Source organism: Vibrio casei, from assembly GCF_002218025.2.
GTDB lineage: Bacteria > Pseudomonadota > Gammaproteobacteria > Enterobacterales > Vibrionaceae > Vibrio > Vibrio casei.
Map to the genome: position 1 here is coordinate 288,272 of NZ_AP018681.1, position 17,221 is coordinate 305,492.

Consider the following 17,221-nt stretch of genomic DNA (forward strand, 5'->3'; position numbering starts at 1 on the left):
ATGAATATAGTTTTTTTTAGTTAAATTGGCCGAATATTGATTCTTACTCAAAACAATCGTAACTATTCACCCACGAGCTATTGACGACGGTTTACGCTAAAAATACTGGCGCCTGATAATCAACTTTCAACATGTGATGTTCGACGATTTCACGTAGCCATTTATAAGCAGAGACCTGCTGAAGTTTGGCTGTTTCTATCAGCGAGAACATTCGTTCGCGGAACGGGTCGCCTCGATATGAGCGAGTCACGTAACAACACTTCCTCATCAGTATGTAATTACGGAGAACTCGCTCCGCTGCGTTGTTTGTTAACGGGCACTCGGAGTCGTCCATAAACCGCCAGACCATGGCATCATCAGCGATGAGGTTTCGACATCTACCTCGATATCGTTTTGAGCATTGATAACTACCCAATTTGAGCCAATGAAGCCAGCTCTTTCGTAATCGCCTGAGTCGGCGGTAATATTGGCTTTCGGTAATTTTTTCTTCGATATATCGGTGATGACACCTGAATACGCTATGAGCGATTAAAGCGAGTTTTTCTCCGATTTTTTGGTTTTCAGGACAAACGCTTTCCTCGATAGCGATGACGTTCCTTAATATGTGAGCCCAGCATAATTGGCGCTTAGATTCGTCGATATATTTGTAGGCAGAATATTGGTCAGTCACTAAAAGGTGTGAAACCGCTTCACCAAGTAGTCGTTTGGCAGCATGTTGGTTTCTTCCACTGTTAATTTAGAAAAAGGCTACGTCATTGCTGAGTGCGGCCCACATCCAGCGTTTATCATTATTGCGCTGATGCGAAGTCTCATCAGCCATAATCAGTTTAGATGCTTTGACTGTTTCATGAATTTGAGTATGAGTATCGGCTAAGTATTCAGTGACTCGTCCTTGCGCCGCTGATATTGCACCTGTTGAGAAGTTAAGCTGGAAGACGTCTTTCAACATAGATTGTATTTTACCTATGCTTTGGTGGTGCTGCGTCGCCTGGATTGCGATAAAGCTATGTAGATTTGACCCCATTTGAACATCGGGCACAGACTCTGGAAGCTCCGCTTGATGCTTATCACCACACCATGAGCACTTGAGCACTCGCCTTTAAAAATTTGATGTTCAACAAGCGTGTATGAGATATCTGGCAAGTCAAAGATTTGGTGTCGTTTATAAGGTTTTCGATTTGGAATAACACACCCACCGCAGTGGCATATCTTATTCGGTAAATATTGCTCAACCGAGGCGCTCTCTTCAATAGGATGAAGCAGTCGGCGATGGCCTTTATGACCTGGTTGAGCTCCTTGCTTTTTTCCAGATTTCTTCCGATTTGGCGAAGTATTCTTAGCTTTATTATGCAGGGGTTGTTGAGATGATGGCACAGAAGAGTTTCGACTATTTTGATTTAGTCGGTCTTCAAGCTCTGCCAGCTTATTCCATAAAAAGTGGATGATGTCTTTCGCCTCTTCAGGCGAATCGAAATCTGGCGGTGGAGGTAATGTTTTCTTATTCATACCTCCAGATTGCCACCACAAAAAGATCACTCAAGTTGAATGTGGGATCAAGTTAACTCAGTCACATAAATTTGCTGTCAATAGCTCCTGGGTGAATAGTTACGAATATCTTGATTTAGGCAATCTCGATATTGCATGAAAACAGCCGCTGATCTTTCATTTTATTTCAAACAATTCCACTCCATACCTGTGACCAAGATTAAAGATTTTATCGAATATCAAATCATTCAGTTTCATATTCAAAACAAGTAAACCGGCTAACCGATTAATCTAATAGAGAAAAGCCCAGCCTAAGACTAACCCTTCGTTTCATGAAAATACGGTAATGTTTAGACTATGATCGTATTCTCAACTTTCAAAGCATTCATCTTTTAAGATCAAAAACACCTCTTACTAAAGGATAGATTTATGAAACATTGGCTAATCCCTCTCTCATTATTATTTTGCTTACCTGTTACTGCTGCTGAACAACAAAACCAAGATACGCTGGCACAAAGCGGGCAAAAGAACACCACTGACACCCCATTATCTGGCGCAGAAGTCTATAGCTTAGATACCGTCCATTTTGGTAAGTTTGTCGTACGCATGAAGTTAGTCTCTGTACCAGGAGCTGTCTCCTCATTCTTTACTTATGACAATCAATCATGGCAAGGGGAAGGCCGACCATGGCGAGAAATTGATATCGAATCAATTGGAATAAAACCGGACACCTTACAGACTAACTTGATCACAGGTACGCTCGATAAACGGGAACATTCAGAGCACAAACATTCAGTCGAAAAACTGACTGATTTCCATACCTACAGTCTGGAATGGACCCCTGACCATATTAGTTGGCAAGTGGATAACAAAACGCTTCATAAGGAAACCGCACAAAATTCGCAACAAGTCGTTGATATGAGGGACACGCCTCAGACCTACCGCATGAATGTATGGATTTCAGAAGCAATAGGATGGGTAGGAAAGTTCGAGAAAGAATCGTTACCTGCTTATCAAACCATTGATTGGATTGAATACCACTCCTACCAAAAAGATGGCAGTTTTAAATTAGAATGGAGAGATGACTTCAACAGTTTTGACAACAAAAGATGGGGCAAAGGGGATTGGGGCTTCCCGAGCAATCTCGTCATCTTCTCACCTAAAAACGCCTATATTAAAGATGGAAAGCTAATTTTGGCATTAACCTCAAGCGAAGATAATTAACCTACCGCAAAGCCATAAACGCAAAAAAGGCGCTCAATTGCTTGAACGCCTTTCTTTAAACTTGGTGGTGGGCGGACTTGAACCTAAGACTTTAGACCTTGATATATAAGCATTATTATTTTTATCCATGATTTTGTGGTACTAACCGTGGTACTAAAATGAAAAGTCATTAATAAACTTTAATGGAAGATAGCATTCGTATTTCCAAACAAGCTCTCACTAGACGTAACCTAATAATAGCTATTTTTATCAATCAATTTCCGGCGGCTCGTCTTTTCCCATCCAATCAAGAGGAGATGCTAGTTCCACCAAATCCTTTTACTCATCTATATCTATAGTATTAAACTTATTACTTATATATAAATACTGCATCCATAAAATCGCAGATTTCCCAGTAACTAGTTGCTCTGGTTTTCTTCCATTTTTTTTATATTCTTCATTCAAAGATTCTGCTACTTTCTGTAATTCTGTTTGGCCTTTATTTCGAGAGTCATGTACACCCCCAAAAAATATAGTACTGCTACTCAACGCTGTTTCCTTTGAGGAAAAATGAGAAGAAAAAACACTCGTTAAGTATTCAATGAATTTGAAACAATAACATCCTTCGGGATACCTATTGGGCACCACACTATAATCTGGGCTATAGTCCAAATTTATTGTATCCGCGCCATGAACCCACGGGGCGATATTGTTAGTGTTTAAAGTTCCAAGGCAGGAGTGCATCGATATCAGGTTCCGCTTTCGCTAACTCCTGCATGCACTTGACCATGTAGTCGTAAACGATAAGGCCGTTGGCTTTCGCTGTCTCGACGATACTGTAAAGCATCGCGCTCGCTTCAGCTCCATTGGGATTGGTCGAGAAGAGCCAGTTCTTTCTCCCAATAACCAGCGGTTTTATTGCGCGTTCAGCTCGGTTGTTGTCTATCGATAAGTGACCGTCATCGATATAGCGGGTGAGCTTCGGCCACTGACCGAGCGTGTATTTTATTGCTTTACCCAGCGGGCTAGACTCAAGCACTTTCTGAGTTGTCATCCATTCATAAAGCTCATCCAGTATCGGCTTAGCATGCTCTTGGCGCTCTGCTTTCCGCTTTTCGGCACTGGCACCTTTTAAGCGTGATTCTATTCCATAAAGCTTCTGGATTTTGGCCAACGCTTTATCCGCTTTACCTGACTTGCCTTTGCCTTGAAGCTTTTTCGCCTCCATGAACTTGCGCCGAGCATGCGCGAAGCAACCGACATTGGTGACGAGATGAAGCCCATCATAAACACCATAGCCATCGGTTTGCAGATACCCATCATAGTCGCCCAAGAAGGCAACGGGGCACGCCCTCGCGCGACTGTTTTGATAGTCGTACAAGACGATATTTTTCACATTGGGGAGTGCGGCATCTGGCGAGTCTGCGCCCGAGCAGTAGAGCCACATGTAACACTGTTTATCTTCTTTGAGGACATTTGACCCGCATAGAACATAATGATCTTGTTCTATGCTTCTTTGGGGCTCTAACTTATATGAATCGGCTTTCTTTGGCTTTCATCTACATGCAGTTGGAAAATGTCATTGCGAGCATAATGCCCAACAGTATCCAAATCGTAACGGGCTTCAACAATTTCTTCGAGGTTAATCTCAGCGCATATTAGTGTGTCTTGGTCATAAATCGGCCCAGCCAATACTTCTCCCATTGGTGATATGATCACGCTGCCACCACGAATCAATACTTGTTCATCAGGCCACTCAGTACTAAGTCCTTGCTCTGATGGGGATAACTGATGCTGGCATGCGCTGACAAGGAACATACGGCCTTCATAAGCGATATGACGCATACTTGCTTGCCATATTTCTCTATCATCAACAGTAGATGCACACCAGACCTGGACGCCTTTAGCATACATACTGGCTCGTAGTAACGGCATGTAATTCTCCCAGCAAATAGCGCCACCAATTCGCCCTACAGTTGTGTCCACAACTGATAGAGTTGAGCCATCGCCTAGCCCCCAAACTAAGCGTTCACTAGCAGTAGGCATTAGTTTACGGTGTTTGCCTACAAGTTCACCTTGTTCAGAAATATATAATGATGTGCAATATAGGGTAGTGCCGTCCCGTTCAATAACTCCAATAACTATAGTAGTTTGAGTTCTTTGAGCCAACTTACAAAGCTTGTCCACTTCGGGACCGTCAAGCTCAATTGCCTGTTGCCAATAAGCAAGATATTCCTTTCGCCCCAAAGGGGTTCTATATCCGATCCTAGCGCCAAAATCGGCCCCTTTGGGATAGCCACCCAATAACGCTTCTGGCATTACCAGTAGTTGGCAGTTTGAATCTAATATTTGTTGTTCGTATTCTAATATATTATCTAGGGTTTTTTGAGTCCCCTGTGGGTCAGAGCCTATTTGAAGAGCTGCTACTTTTTTGATAACCATGTGTAAAGCCTCTTATTTGTTATGTAGTCAATAAGTAGAATTGAGTTTAACTTTACATCCTGTCTTGATAGTAATGAAATTAATATTATATAATACAGATATGAATTCTATTAATTTAGCTAAAGTAGATCTTAACCTACTAAAAGTATTTCTGGCCCTATGTCAGGAACATAACGTTACTCGTGCAGCAGAAAAGCTCTGTGTTACACAATCAGCCGTAAGCTCTTCCTTAAAGCGGTTACGACACCTTTATCAAGATCCGCTTTTTCAACGTACACAAAATGGGATGGTACCCACCACAAGAGCATTATTACTCCGACCATTGATACAAGATGCTCTTACCAAAGTGGAGCAGTCACTTTCAGATACGGTTGCACTTGATGTCCGTCAACAAGCGAGAACAGTAACCATTGGGCTTTCGGATGATTTTGAAGTGGCTTTCGGTAGAGAATTAATAGAATCAATTCGACAAGAAGCACCGAATTTCAGAATCGTATTTAAACAGACAAATAGTATAGTCGTTGAAAAAGCTCTAAAAGAGCATGATATTGATCTTGCCATTACAGGAGGTGGGATTAATGATCCACGTATAAAACATCTGTCGTTGGGACGCTCAGGTTATCTGTGTATTTATGACAAACGGCACCGTAGTGATGACAGCGAAATACTGCTAGAGGAATTCATTGCTCGAGAACATATTTTAATTTCTTATACTGGTATCACAGGGTCGGTGGATGATTGCCTTGAGGAGATAGGGTTATCACGAAAAATAACAGTAGCCAGTACTCATTTTTCCGCAATACCATTCTTATTGGCAGACACTGACGCCATAGCAACAATACCAGATTTTGCTGCCCGAAAGATAGCCAAGCAAGGCTGTTTTGCTGTATCGTCCTGCCCAGTTGCTATGCAGGAATTTGCTATTAATATTGGTTGGCATTACGATGCTAACCGTGATTCAGCTTTAATGCTAGTACGTGATTTAATCGCAACACTAATCAGAACAAAGCTTAGAATTACGTAAGATACAATGTGTATATCAGCGATGTGCTAACTCAAATATCCCCTCTAGTGAGAATGCAATATCTAGGGGAGAACTGTTTAATAGTTACATTTAAAAAGTGGTCAAATAGCATTGTGGGTATTGTTTTTATTGGATTTGGTTCTAAGATGGCTTTCATGAAACATGGTTAACAAAGGTGATTATTTTATATTTCTACGTGGTTTTTATTGAGCCTAGTTAACAACAATATAAGTTATAAGACACTTTTTACAATCTATAGTGGCACAGTTAGTACAATTGTTCTAACTTGGTTCTTCAGACCTGTTCATATTCGTATTTTTATGGTTCTAATAAGGTAAATACGCATGCATTCTATTACATTTAATATTTAATATTTAATGGAATAAAATCATTAACAAATAAATTAAGGTCTTAAAATTTGAGGAAAAATTGTTTCTTTATTGGCCTACTTTATCGGACAAGCCTTTTAATAGTGTGAGTATACACATTGAATTCACTAATCATGAACGTATCAATTAATTACCCCGTCAGTCGAGATACCAATTCGTAGCATAAATAACTAAAACAACTAAAACAACTAGTAAGATTAACATCACTGTCATCTTTTTCATGTAGGCGGCTCTATCAAATACTACACCTTCTTTTTCTCTCACTCTTGCCTCTTCATCAAAATGCCATTTAATAGCAAAGTAGCCTCCAATGCCTAATACAATGAGCTTAAAAGCTCCAGCAAAATACGGAAAGACGTTAATCCAACTGAGGCTCATTACCTATCTCCATAAGTTAAATATCGATTTTACGGTTGCATAATTAAAGGTTTATGTTTAATACGTGACTAAAATTAGGCATTCTAGCTAGAGTAAGTCTACTCTCAACGATAGTTATCTACAATGTAAAACCTGTAGTTTATAGTGGTTGGCTTAATCAGTAAAAGCTCTAGTTTATTTGTAAGCGCCCCATAAACCCATCGATTTAGTTGCGAATTCAGTAGATTGCGTATTGAGATTGGGAGAGCTACCTATCAGTAGCATGATAGGTAGAAAGATTGCTACCGTTAAAATGGCCATTTGCGCTTCACCTGAATATCTGGAGAAGCAAGGCAATCCGACTTCACTTGATGATCTCAAAGATCATATGGCGATTAACTATTTTTCAGGACAAAAACATAACCCCTTGGCATGGCATTTTTCGCATAATAAAAACATTGAAGAAATCATGTTAACGGGGTCATTAATGGCTAATGATGCAGAAGCTGTCGTAGCTTGTGCTCTCAATCATATGGGGTTAATTCAAGTACCCGGTATTTTAGTTTCAGAAGAGTTGAGTCAAGGGAAGTTGGTAGAAGTGCTTCAGGAAGTCAGCAATATCGAGTTTCCTTTATCGATCATGTATCCAAACCGACAGTATTTAGCTCCTCAAGTCAGGACCTTTATTGATTGGATGATTCAGACAGTAGAGTCAAAAAAAGGACTTTGGATTTGTTGACAATCCATAGGTGAAATTACCTTAAACCCTTCATGCGGCGATCTATGAACAACTTAATTTTGAGAAGCGATCTGAGGCCTCAATAAAAACCTGATTTCAGCAGCTAACTATAAACCATCATATTGATTGATCTACGATTATCATTTAAGAGTACGATTGTTTATCCAGTTAATACAAAAATCAATATAAGCTCTGACTATTGTTGAAGGATGCTTGTGTCGGGCATAAACAAGGTGTATTGGCAAAGCTTCAGCATGTAGATCTGGCAGAAGCTGCACTAATTCACCGCTATCTAAATAGGGTGCGACTAATATATCGAGTAGTTGTGAAACTCCCATATTATTCAAGGAGTAATGGAATAGTCCTTCGACATTATTGGTTGAAAATATAGGCTCGAATGTGATTTTCTCCGTGCCAAATTGCCATTCAAAAGTCCCATTATTTATGCCTTCCCAAGTGGCGATCGGAAATGAAACTAATTCAGCTAATGTCGTTGGGAAGCCACAGAGTTCTATGAGTTTTGGACTGGCAACTAAGCAAGGTTCTACACTCATAATTTTTTTCGCTATTATATTATCTGTATGCAAATCGCCCATTCTCAATGCAACGTCAATACCATCCTCAAATAAATCGACTACTCTTTCACTGGCATGACAAAATACTTGAATGTCAGGATATTGCCGTTGAAATGCTGTTAATAAATCCCACCATAAAGGGAAGTTTGGTGGAATAGATATACGCAATTTACCTTGTAGCTTGTGATCTGATTGCACTGATTTCTGTGCATCATCTAATAGTTCTAATCCCATTCGAGCTTGTTCGAAAAACTGTTGCCCTTTGTAGGTGGGTTTCACGCCTTGGCTAGTCCGATCCAATAGCTGAACTCTTAACCCTTGCTCTAACTCATTCATTTTTCGACTTAGCGTAGAAATGGGTACACCCGTTTTCTCACTTGCAGAAGATAGGCTCCCTGCTTGAACAACTGCGAGAAACAGTTTAGCGGCATTATAATCCATATTGGTTTCCATATTTGGCAAGCGTATTTCTATTTTTGCTTATTCAATTTCAAATTTCAAAGATTAAAATGTTCGACACAATTTAGTAATCAAAGAACAAGGCATGAATAGTGCCCAGAGTCGTGGTTAATACCTTCCAAATTAAAAAGATGATGAATATGACAACTCGAATTACCGAAATTCTGAATATTAAATATCCACTGATTCAAGCACCAATGTATTTTCTGACTAATGCGGAGTTTGTTGCTGCAGTTTCCAATGCAGGAGGGCTTGGTATTATTGGTCCACATTCAGGACAAGAAACATTGCCAGATTCTCGCTTTGTAGCACTTGAGCGAATGAGACAAGAAATTCGAAAAACCAAAAATCTTACCGATAAGCCATTTGGAGCCACTTTGATTAATGGACCAGACATGAGCTTTTGGCGTCCTACAGCTGAGATGTTTGTTGAAGAAGGTATAGAAGTCGTATTAATCAATGTCCTTCTTGATAAGGAAATTTTCGAATTTTTTCAAACGCACAACATTAAAACGATTTATCGTGCTTTAACCCCGACCATAGAGAATTCGAGGGAAGCTGAGCGTTTAGGTGCCGATATTATTATTGCAACAGGTTTTGATGAAGGCGGTACTGTACCAACGAGTGTTATCGGAACGTTTAGTATTGTGCCAATGATCGCCGATAGTGTGGGTATACCTGTATTGGCAACGGGTGGAATTGGTGATGTACGCGGTGTGAGAGCATCAATAGCACTGGGCGCGGAAGGTGTATCGATCGGCAGCTTATTTTTAACGTCGAATGAAAATCCGGCAAATGAAAAAGTGAAGCAATTGATTGTTAACTCTACTGCTGAAGACTTAATGCTGTTCCGTACATTGCCTGCCTATTATCGCACATTGCCAACAGACCTCAGTCCAAAATTGGCAGAATTAGAGGCTCAAGATACTGATAGAGAAACTATGTTCGATGCAATGAATGGATACAAAACTCTCTGGCAAGGTATGCGTTTAGGTAATTTTAATAAAGGGATTGTATCAACCGGAACTGGCATTTCTATGATTAAATCTATCCGGCCAGTGGCTGATATTGTTGAAGAATTGATGCAAGACTTTGCCTGATTACATCGGAGTTTGAAATTAAACCATATTTATATGCATACCTGTCCAAAATGAAGTTAGATGAAATTGTTGAAAGATTACGACAACATTGTAGTGCTCTTATGGCAGGTAATCTTGGTAAAAATTAAGCAATAAAAATAAATCACACTTAGTAGTTTTCCCTTTGTTAAGGGAGGAATGTTTAATCGCCCACTGCCATTTTTAGATGTTCCTTTTTTAATATGAAAAGGCAGCTTATCAAGTTAAGAATAAGCTGCCTTTTATTGGATATGCCCGAATGATTATAAGTCGCCGATAAGGTTTGCCTGAGTGATATTCGTTATACCAATTCTATAAAGAATGTATGCTGTACAAGCATCTAAGGTTTTAAAATACTTTATCTCATCTGAGACTGGCGGCTTGGTGCAATTCACTAAATCGTTCTTGTCCAGCGCTAATCTAGCGGAAAATCATTGCTCCATAACTAACTCATAATTTCCCCCAATAGGGGCTATAGTTTTAATAAAAAAGGCTCCCTTTAATGTTTGAGGAAGCCGTTTTATATAGAATCCAATATTGAATTAGTTAATGTGTATTAAAAAAATCCTTGACCCGATTGAACGATTCTTTTTTATCCCATGGAGGAAGTCGCTATTACCCCAATCGACAGTTATCGTTACCGGCCTTTAATCTGGTTACCGACGCGCTAAGGTTTTAAAAAGAAATAACCAACCATACTGATTGTGATGGTTGGTTTTCATCTATCCATGTTGTTTATATCAATAGGGCTGATATTAAGCTTCAGCTTCTAATGTCGCCATATCAATCACAAAACGATAATGAACATCAGAACGTTCCATACGTTCAAAGGCGTGGTTAATCTCATCCATACGGATCATTTCACACTCAGGTAAAATATTGTGCTCAGCACAAAAATCAAGCATTTCTTGAGTTTCTTTAATTCCACCAATCAAAGAGCCGGCAATGCGGCGGCGGCCCATAATTAATGGCGTTGTTAATGGCTCTGCTACAGGGCCAATTTGTCCAACTAAGACTAAAGTGCCATCAATTTTCAATAGTGGAGTATAAGGATTGAGATCATGCTTTACTGGCACCGTATCAATGATCAAATCAAAATAACTCGCTTTTTCCGCCATTTGATCGCTGTTTTCTGAAATTAAGAAGTGATCCGCGCCAAGTTCCATTGCATCGGCTTTCTTATTTTCTGAACGGCTAATGACCGTAACTTCCGCGCCCATACCTGCCGCGAGTTTAACCGCCATGTGACCTAAACCGCCCATTCCGATCACACCCACGCGGCTGCCTTTAGTCACGTTCCATGTTTTCAATGGAGAATAGGTTGTTATACCGGCACAAAGTAGAGGTGCTACACGAGATAAATCCAACGTTTGTGGCACATTCAGTACAAACTCTTCACGTACAATTAAATGCTTTGAAAAGCCACCAAAAGTAATGTCACCAGTTTGGCGATCTGGGCTATTGTAGGTTTGAGTCATGCCATTTTCACAAAATTGTTCTTCATGATGATGACAAGGTTCACACTCTTGACAGCTATCCACCATACAGCCAACTGCGACGTGATCTCCGATTTTATATTTGCTCACATCCGAGCCAACTTCAATCACGCGACCGACAATTTCATGACCTGGAATATTAGGATAGGTTGTCCAGCCCCAATCATTACGTGCAGTATGTAAATCACTGTGGCATACGCCACTGTATAAAATTTCCATCGCAACATCATTGCTGCGCAGAGCACGACGTTCAAAAGTAAAAGGAACAAGTGGGGAGTTTTGGTCGTGAGCACAATATCCGATCGTTTTCATTCGATAGCCTTTTGTTTTATTAACAAGATTGAGTTTATTGTAGATTAAGAGTAACTATTCACCCACGAGCTATTGACGACGGTTTACGCTAAAAAATACTGGCGCCTGATAATCAACTCTCAACATGTGATGTTCGACGATTTCACGCAGCCATTTATAAGCAGAGACCTGCTGAAGTTTGGCTGTTTCTATCAGCGAGAACATTCGTTCGCGGAACTGGTCGCCTCGATATGAGCGAGTCACGTAACAACACTTCCTCATCAGTATGTAATTACGGAGAACTCGCTCCGCTGCGTTGTTTGTTAACGGGCACTCGGAGTCGTCCATAAACCGCCAGACCATGGCATCATCAGCGATGAGGTTTCGACATCTACCTCGATATCGTTTTGAGCATTGATAACTACCCAATTTGAGCCAATGAAGCCAGCTCTTTCGTAATCGCCTGAGTCGGCGGTAATATTGGCTTTCGGTAATTTTTTCTTCGATATATCGGTGATGACACCTGAATACGCTATGAGCGATTAAAGCGAGTTTTTCTCCGATTTTTTGGTTTTCAGGACAAACGCTTTCCTCGATAGCGATGACGTTCCTTAATATGTGAGCCCAGCATAATTGGCGCTTAGATTCGTCGATATATTTGTAGGCAGAATATTGGTCAGTCACTAAAAGGTGTGAAACCGCTTCACCAAGTAGTCGTTTGGCAGCATGTTGGTTTCTTCCACTGTTAATTTAGAAAAAGGCTACGTCATTGCTGAGTGCGGCCCACATCCAGCGTTTATCATTATTGCGCTGATGCGAAGTCTCATCAGCCATAATCAGTTTAGATGCTTTGACTGTTTCATGAATTTGAGTATGAGTATCGGCTAAGTATTCAGTGACTCGTCCTTGCGCCGCTGATATTGCACCTGTTGAGAAGTTAAGCTGGAAGACGTCTTTCAACATAGATTGTATTTTACCTATGCTTTGGTGGTGCTGCGTCGCCTGGATTGCGATAAAGCTATGTAGATTTGACCCCATTTGAACATCGGGCACAGACTCTGGAAGCTCCGCTTGATGCTTATCACCACACCATGAGCACTTGAGCACTCGCCTTTAAAAATTTGATGTTCAACAAGCGTGTATGAGATATCTGGCAAGTCAAAGATTTGGTGTCGTTTATAAGGTTTTCGATTTGGAATAACACACCCACCGCAGTGGCATATCTTATTCGGTAAATATTGCTCAACCGAGGCGCTCTCTTCAATAGGATGAAGCAGTCGGCGATGGCCTTTATGACCTGGTTGAGCTCCTTGCTTTTTTCCAGATTTCTTCCGATTTGGCGAAGTATTCTTAGCTTTATTATGCAGGGGTTGTTGAGATGATGGCACAGAAGAGTTTCGACTATTTTGATTTAGTCGGTCTTCAAGCTCTGCCAGCTTATTCCATAAAAAGTGGATGATGTCTTTCGCCTCTTCAGGCGAATCGAAATCTGGCGGTGGAGGTAATGTTTTCTTATTCATACCTCCAGATTGCCACCACAAAAAGATCACTCAAGTTGAATGTGGGATCAAGTTAACTCAGTCACATAAATTTGCTGTCAATAGCTCCTGGGTGAATAGTTACCCTAGAAAACGTGAATTGTGCTACTCTAGGCTTAACTTTGAATTGTTAAATAAAAAGGAGTAAGTCTTTGAATGAGATGCTATCATACTCTTCATTTATTGAAGTGGCTTTTTTATTAATTTTAGCTGCGGGCATAGGCTTCTTAGGGTTGCTTTTTAAACAGCCTTTAATTGTGAGCTTTATTGTCGTTGGTTTAATAGCTGGACCATCAGCACTAGATATAGTTCACTCTAAAGAAAAAATTGATTTTTTATCTGAGTTAGGAATCGCAACATTATTGTTTCTCGTTGGGATTAAGTTGGATATAAAACTGATTCGCTCCATCGGTTTAGTATCCATATTTACTGGATTAGGTCAAGTTATATTCACATCTTTGGGGGGGTATCTTCTCGGTCTCGCATTAGGTTTTGATAGCATTTCTAGCCTATATATTGCTGTAGCATTAACTTTTTCATCGACGATTATAATAGTAAAATTATTATCTGATAAAAAAGAAATAGATGCTTTACATGGCCAAATAGCATTAGGTTTCCTCATTGTACAAGATATAGTTGTTGTTCTTTCAATGGTCATTTTAGCTACGATAGGTATTGGTAGTGAGAATGGAGAAGAATCGAAATCTATAGCTCAAGTTATTCTAGCATGTATTGGATTAGTTCTTTTTGTTGCTATTTTTGTACGTTTCATTGCCACACCTTTAACTCAAAAACTTGCAAACGCCCCTGAGTTATTACTGATATTCTCAATTGCATTTGCAGCTTTATTTGCAAGCATTGGTGAATTAATAGGTTTAGGAAAAGAAGTGGGGGGATTACTTGCTGGCATTGCTTTAGCTTCTACTCCTTATCGAGAGAGCATAGCAGCAAGACTAGCTCCTTTAAGGGATTTTTTATTGTTGTTTTTCTTTATTTCTCTGGGATCAACATTAGATTTATCTCAGTTAGGAAGTAATGTATATGAGTCGATAATTTTATCTCTATTTGTACTAATTGGTAATCCATTTATTGTCATTATCATAATGGGATTAATGGGCTATAAAAAGAGAACAGGTTTTTTAGCTGGGCTTACTGTTGCTCAAATTAGTGAGTTTTCACTAATTTTTATAGCAATGGGGATCACTTTAGGTCATGTGAAAAATGAAATCTTGGGTGTTGTTACCTTGGTTGGTATCATTACCATTGCACTTTCCACATATATGATAACCTATTCTCATAGTTTATATAAAATACTTGAACCATACTTATATATATTTGAGAAAAAGGAACCTAAGCGAGAGAATCTGTCAGAAAAGCATAATCAGTTAAAATACGATGTTATTATTCTAGGTCTAGGCCGTTTTGGAACAGCTTTATCCAGACAGTTGAGGAATAAAGGAATATCTGTTTTAGGTGTTGATTTTAATCCTAGTGTAGTAAAAAAATTGAATAGTGAAGGGTTGGATTGTCTCTATGGAGATGTAGCTGATGCCGAGTTTTTGGCAGAGTTACCTTTGCAAGGCTTGAAGTGGGTTATTTCAACCATACCAAATCATCATACTGGCTTGTCTTATGAAGATTCTCGTAAAACAATAGTTCAGTTGTTAAGGGCATGCTCTTATCATGGTAGTGTATCCATTGTTTCCCACAATAGTGCTGATACTCTACTACTTGAGAAACTAGGCGTCCATTTAGTGTTAGAGCCTTTTAAAGATGCTGCACAGCAGGCTTCAATCAAGATAGAGAAATCAATCAAAAATAATGGGTGTTGAGGTGAAAGTTATGAAAAGCCCCCTCTGGCAGGATAGTTGTCACTGTTAAAATTTAACCAGTTAGGGGCGGTAACAGAGTAAGTCATGTCTCGTTATCCGCAGGAAAGAAAAGAAGCAATATTGAAAAAGCTATTACCTCCATACTCTCGTTCAGTGGCGGAAGTAGCAAAAGAAGAAGGCATCAGTGAAGCAACCCTGTACAATTGGCGTAACGCATTAAGACAGTCAGGAGCCGTTGTGCCAGATAGTAATACTTCCTCCGAGCAGTGGTCAGCCCAAACTAAGTTAGCTGTAGTTGCTGAAACCTTTTCCATGACAGAGCATGAGTTAAGTCAGTATTGTCGTGAAAAGGGGCTTTGCCATGAGCAGATCAAAGAGTGGCGCAGCGAATGTATGCACGGTTTCATGACTCAAAAAGAACGAGAAGCGGAAGCCAAGAAACGGGCAAAAGCGGACAAACATGAAATAAAAGAGTTGAAGAAAGAACTCCGTTACAAAGAAAAAGCGCTGGCAGAAACCACTGCTCTTCTGGTGCTGAGAAAAAAGCTCAGAGCCTTTTACGGGGAAGAACCCGAGGACGATTAACCTCAACCGATGAAAGGCAAAGTTTGGTTGCACTCATCCATGAGGCTCGTCAAAACGGCTGTCGCTTAGAGAATGCCTGTCATGAAGCTGAGATCGATTTACGGACTTACCGTCGCTGGTATCAGAGCGGTGAAATACAGGAAGATCAAAGGCCGATAGCGACACGACCAGAGCCAGTAAACAAGCTCTCGAAGCAAGAAAGGCAGTTGATCGTTGAAGTCAGTAACGCACCTGAATACGCGAGTTTACCACCGAGTCAAATCGTCCCAACCTTGCTGGATAAAGGTGAATATATCGCATCAGAATCGAGTTTTTATCGGGTTTTGAAAGCAGAAGGTCAACTCAACCATCGAGGTCGCCAACGTAGTCGGAAAAAATCATCGAGACCAACAAGTTACACCGCTACAGGGCCGAATCAGGTTTTCACTTGGGATATTACGTACATGCCGTCAGGGGTTCGTGGTCAGCATTATTATCTGTACATGATCGAAGATATTTATAACCGAAAAATCGTTGGGTATGACGTCTATGACCGAGAGTGCGGAGAGTTGGCAGCTCAGTTACTGCAACGAACCTTGATGCGAGAGCAATGCTTCAATCAGTCTCTGGTTCTGCATTCCGATAATGGCGCTCCAATGAAATCATTGACGTTCAAAGCTAAGATGGAAGAACAGGGCATTATCTCGTCCTACAGTCGCCCACGAGTCAGCGATGACAATCCGTATGTGGAATCCTTATTCCGCACATTGAAATATGTGCCGAATTGGCCATCAAAAGGTTTTATTGATCTAGACGTATGTCGAGCTTGGGTAGCTGAATTCGTTGTCTGGTATAACACCGAACACAAACATAGTCGCTTAAACTTTGTCACACCATCAGAGCGCCATAGTGGAAAAGACAAGCAAATCTTGGAACGTCGAGCAAAGGTGTTGATGGAACATCGCCAGAAAAGACCAGAACGCTGGTCAGGGAAAATCAGGAACTGTGAGCCGATCGGAGAAGTTCATCTGAACCCAGAAAAAGAAGCTGCTTGATAATTAAGCAAGTAGTGACAACTACCTTGAAAAACGCCGGGGGGGAGACCATCTCTGCAACTTAACGCGGCTATATGCCAGTAATCAGAAAGTCGATAGCAGCAATGATCTCGTTTCTAAAAGTGCTCAGTTCATTTACTGGATCACGTAAGATCTTAGTAGGAATGCTCGCCATTTGGTGGGTAAGGATTACGAAGTCACCTTCATCAATATGGATCACCGGACATAGATGAGCTGGAGCTTTCTTATCTAACATTTCAACTGGAGTTAAGGGAATCACTAATCGCGTATTCAGCGTATCAAGCATTTCACTTTGAACATCAACAAAGTATGGGTAAGCGGTGGCAGTTCTTTTATCGTTATTTTGGTGTAGTGAAAACTGCGACATTAGAAAACTCGGTAAGAATCGGAAAATAGACCGTGATTTTCAGTTAGTTCATTGCAAGCGCTGATTGCTTCTGCATTTTGTTCTAACCATTCATCTTTAAGGCGTTGGTTTACTTCTTTTTCAAGAGCTTTTTCCATTGTCGCAGAAAGGTTTATGTTTAGGCGCTTGGCTTCAGCGAGTAGTTCACTGTTTAGGCTCAGGTTTGCAGATTTTTTCGGTGCCTGAGTACTGTATGCGTTTCTCATGATAACAACCTATGCGTATTT

General features: G+C 40.4%; 13 protein-coding genes and 3 pseudogenes. 6 read left to right on the top strand and 10 right to left on the bottom strand.

The genetic code is table 11. From position 1 onward, the window contains the following. Positions 1-91 precede the first annotated feature (91 nt). A pseudogene (gene tnpC, locus VCASEI_RS14220) lies at positions 92-1,506 on the bottom strand (IS66 family transposase). A gap of 408 nt (positions 1,507-1,914) precedes the next feature. Here tnpC (VCASEI_RS14220) and VCASEI_RS14225 point away from each other — a divergent pair. Then, positions 1,915-2,709, top strand: coding sequence for a family 16 glycosylhydrolase (locus tag VCASEI_RS14225; protein ID WP_086960345.1), 795 nt, complete (start codon positions 1,915-1,917; stop codon positions 2,707-2,709). A 318-nt stretch (positions 2,710-3,027) separates the two neighbouring features. Here the strand turns inward: VCASEI_RS14225 and VCASEI_RS14230 are convergent, their stop codons facing one another. The 3 genes and pseudogenes from VCASEI_RS14230 to VCASEI_RS14240 form a co-directional block, all read right to left on the bottom strand. Continuing rightward, positions 3,028-3,237: a hypothetical protein gene (locus VCASEI_RS14230; protein WP_086960346.1), complete on the bottom strand. Its 210-nt coding sequence runs from the start codon at positions 3,235-3,237 to the stop codon at positions 3,028-3,030. 163 nt (positions 3,238-3,400) lie between these two features. Then, positions 3,401-4,165, bottom strand: a pseudogene (tnpC, locus tag VCASEI_RS14235) (IS66 family transposase); the annotation flags it as partial. Positions 4,166-4,212: 47 nt separating this feature from the next. Beyond that, positions 4,213-5,130, bottom strand: coding sequence for a carbon-nitrogen hydrolase family protein (locus VCASEI_RS14240; RefSeq protein WP_086960347.1), 918 nt, complete (start codon positions 5,128-5,130; stop codon positions 4,213-4,215). Positions 5,131-5,203: 73 nt separating this feature from the next. Here VCASEI_RS14240 and VCASEI_RS14245 point away from each other — a divergent pair, with 73 nt between their 5' ends. Further along, a complete protein-coding gene (locus tag VCASEI_RS14245; protein WP_086960348.1) occupies positions 5,204-6,154 on the top strand; it encodes a LysR family transcriptional regulator in 951 nt (316 codons plus the stop codon). A gap of 527 nt (positions 6,155-6,681) precedes the next feature. Here the strand turns inward: VCASEI_RS14245 and VCASEI_RS14250 are convergent. Continuing rightward, a complete protein-coding gene (locus VCASEI_RS14250; protein WP_086960350.1) occupies positions 6,682-6,921 on the bottom strand; it encodes a hypothetical protein in 240 nt (79 codons plus the stop codon). Positions 6,922-7,120: 199 nt separating this feature from the next. Between VCASEI_RS14250 and VCASEI_RS14255 the strand changes: the two genes are divergently transcribed. Next, positions 7,121-7,639, top strand: coding sequence for a LysR substrate-binding domain-containing protein (locus VCASEI_RS14255; RefSeq protein WP_197709610.1), 519 nt, complete (start codon positions 7,121-7,123; stop codon positions 7,637-7,639). 140 nt (positions 7,640-7,779) lie between these two features. On the opposite strand, the gene VCASEI_RS14260 is transcribed toward VCASEI_RS14255, so the two are convergent. Next, positions 7,780-8,655 (bottom strand): LysR family transcriptional regulator, encoded by an 876-nt coding sequence (locus VCASEI_RS14260; protein WP_089111081.1) that lies wholly within the window; start codon positions 8,653-8,655, stop codon positions 7,780-7,782. Positions 8,656-8,813: 158 nt separating this feature from the next. Here VCASEI_RS14260 and VCASEI_RS14265 point away from each other — a divergent pair, with 158 nt between their 5' ends. Further along, positions 8,814-9,773 (top strand): NAD(P)H-dependent flavin oxidoreductase, encoded by a 960-nt coding sequence (locus tag VCASEI_RS14265; protein WP_089111080.1) that lies wholly within the window; start codon positions 8,814-8,816, stop codon positions 9,771-9,773. Between the two features lie 773 nt (positions 9,774-10,546). Here VCASEI_RS14265 and VCASEI_RS14270 read toward each other — a convergent pair. After that, complete coding sequence (locus VCASEI_RS14270) at positions 10,547-11,599, bottom strand: NAD(P)-dependent alcohol dehydrogenase (protein ID WP_086959745.1); 1,053 nt, start codon at positions 11,597-11,599, stop codon at positions 10,547-10,549. A gap of 69 nt (positions 11,600-11,668) precedes the next feature. Beyond that, positions 11,669-13,098: pseudogene (tnpC, locus tag VCASEI_RS14275) on the bottom strand (IS66 family transposase). A gap of 179 nt (positions 13,099-13,277) precedes the next feature. Here tnpC (VCASEI_RS14275) and VCASEI_RS14280 point away from each other — a divergent pair. Continuing rightward, positions 13,278-14,948, top strand: coding sequence for a cation:proton antiporter (locus VCASEI_RS14280; protein ID WP_226983475.1), 1,671 nt, complete (start codon positions 13,278-13,280; stop codon positions 14,946-14,948). 84 nt (positions 14,949-15,032) lie between these two features. Further along, a protein-coding gene (locus VCASEI_RS14285; RefSeq protein ID WP_374700991.1) for an IS3 family transposase occupies positions 15,033-16,567 on the top strand; the annotation gives its coding sequence in 2 pieces (ribosomal slippage) (positions 15,033-15,486 and positions 15,486-16,567; 1,536 coding nt in all). A gap of 70 nt (positions 16,568-16,637) precedes the next feature. Here VCASEI_RS14285 and VCASEI_RS14290 read toward each other — a convergent pair. Then, positions 16,638-16,955, bottom strand: a complete 318-nt coding sequence (locus VCASEI_RS14290; protein WP_086960287.1) for a CcdB family protein — start codon at positions 16,953-16,955, stop codon at positions 16,638-16,640. Further along, positions 16,955-17,200, bottom strand: a complete 246-nt coding sequence (locus VCASEI_RS14295; protein WP_086960288.1) for a type II toxin-antitoxin system CcdA family antitoxin — start codon at positions 17,198-17,200, stop codon at positions 16,955-16,957. The genes VCASEI_RS14290 and VCASEI_RS14295 overlap by 1 nt, the downstream gene beginning before the upstream one ends. Positions 17,201-17,221 lie beyond the last annotated feature (21 nt).

Coding starts and splice junctions, on each gene's coding strand:
- VCASEI_RS14225 (WP_086960345.1), top strand. CDS start 1,915: ATGAAACATTGGCTAATCCCTCTCTCATTATTATTTTGCTTACCTGTT.
- VCASEI_RS14240 (WP_086960347.1), bottom strand. CDS start 5,130: ATGGTTATCAAAAAAGTAGCAGCTCTTCAAATAGGCTCTGACCCACAG.
- VCASEI_RS14245 (WP_086960348.1), top strand. CDS start 5,204: ATGAAATTAATATTATATAATACAGATATGAATTCTATTAATTTAGCT.
- VCASEI_RS14250 (WP_086960350.1), bottom strand. CDS start 6,921: ATGAGCCTCAGTTGGATTAACGTCTTTCCGTATTTTGCTGGAGCTTTT.
- VCASEI_RS14260 (WP_089111081.1), bottom strand. CDS start 8,655: ATGGATTATAATGCCGCTAAACTGTTTCTCGCAGTTGTTCAAGCAGGG.
- VCASEI_RS14265 (WP_089111080.1), top strand. CDS start 8,814: ATGACAACTCGAATTACCGAAATTCTGAATATTAAATATCCACTGATT.
- VCASEI_RS14270 (WP_086959745.1), bottom strand. CDS start 11,599: ATGAAAACGATCGGATATTGTGCTCACGACCAAAACTCCCCACTTGTT.
- VCASEI_RS14280 (WP_226983475.1), top strand. CDS start 13,278: ATGCTATCATACTCTTCATTTATTGAAGTGGCTTTTTTATTAATTTTA.
- VCASEI_RS14290 (WP_086960287.1), bottom strand. CDS start 16,955: ATGTCGCAGTTTTCACTACACCAAAATAACGATAAAAGAACTGCCACC.
- VCASEI_RS14295 (WP_086960288.1), bottom strand. CDS start 17,200: ATGAGAAACGCATACAGTACTCAGGCACCGAAAAAATCTGCAAACCTG.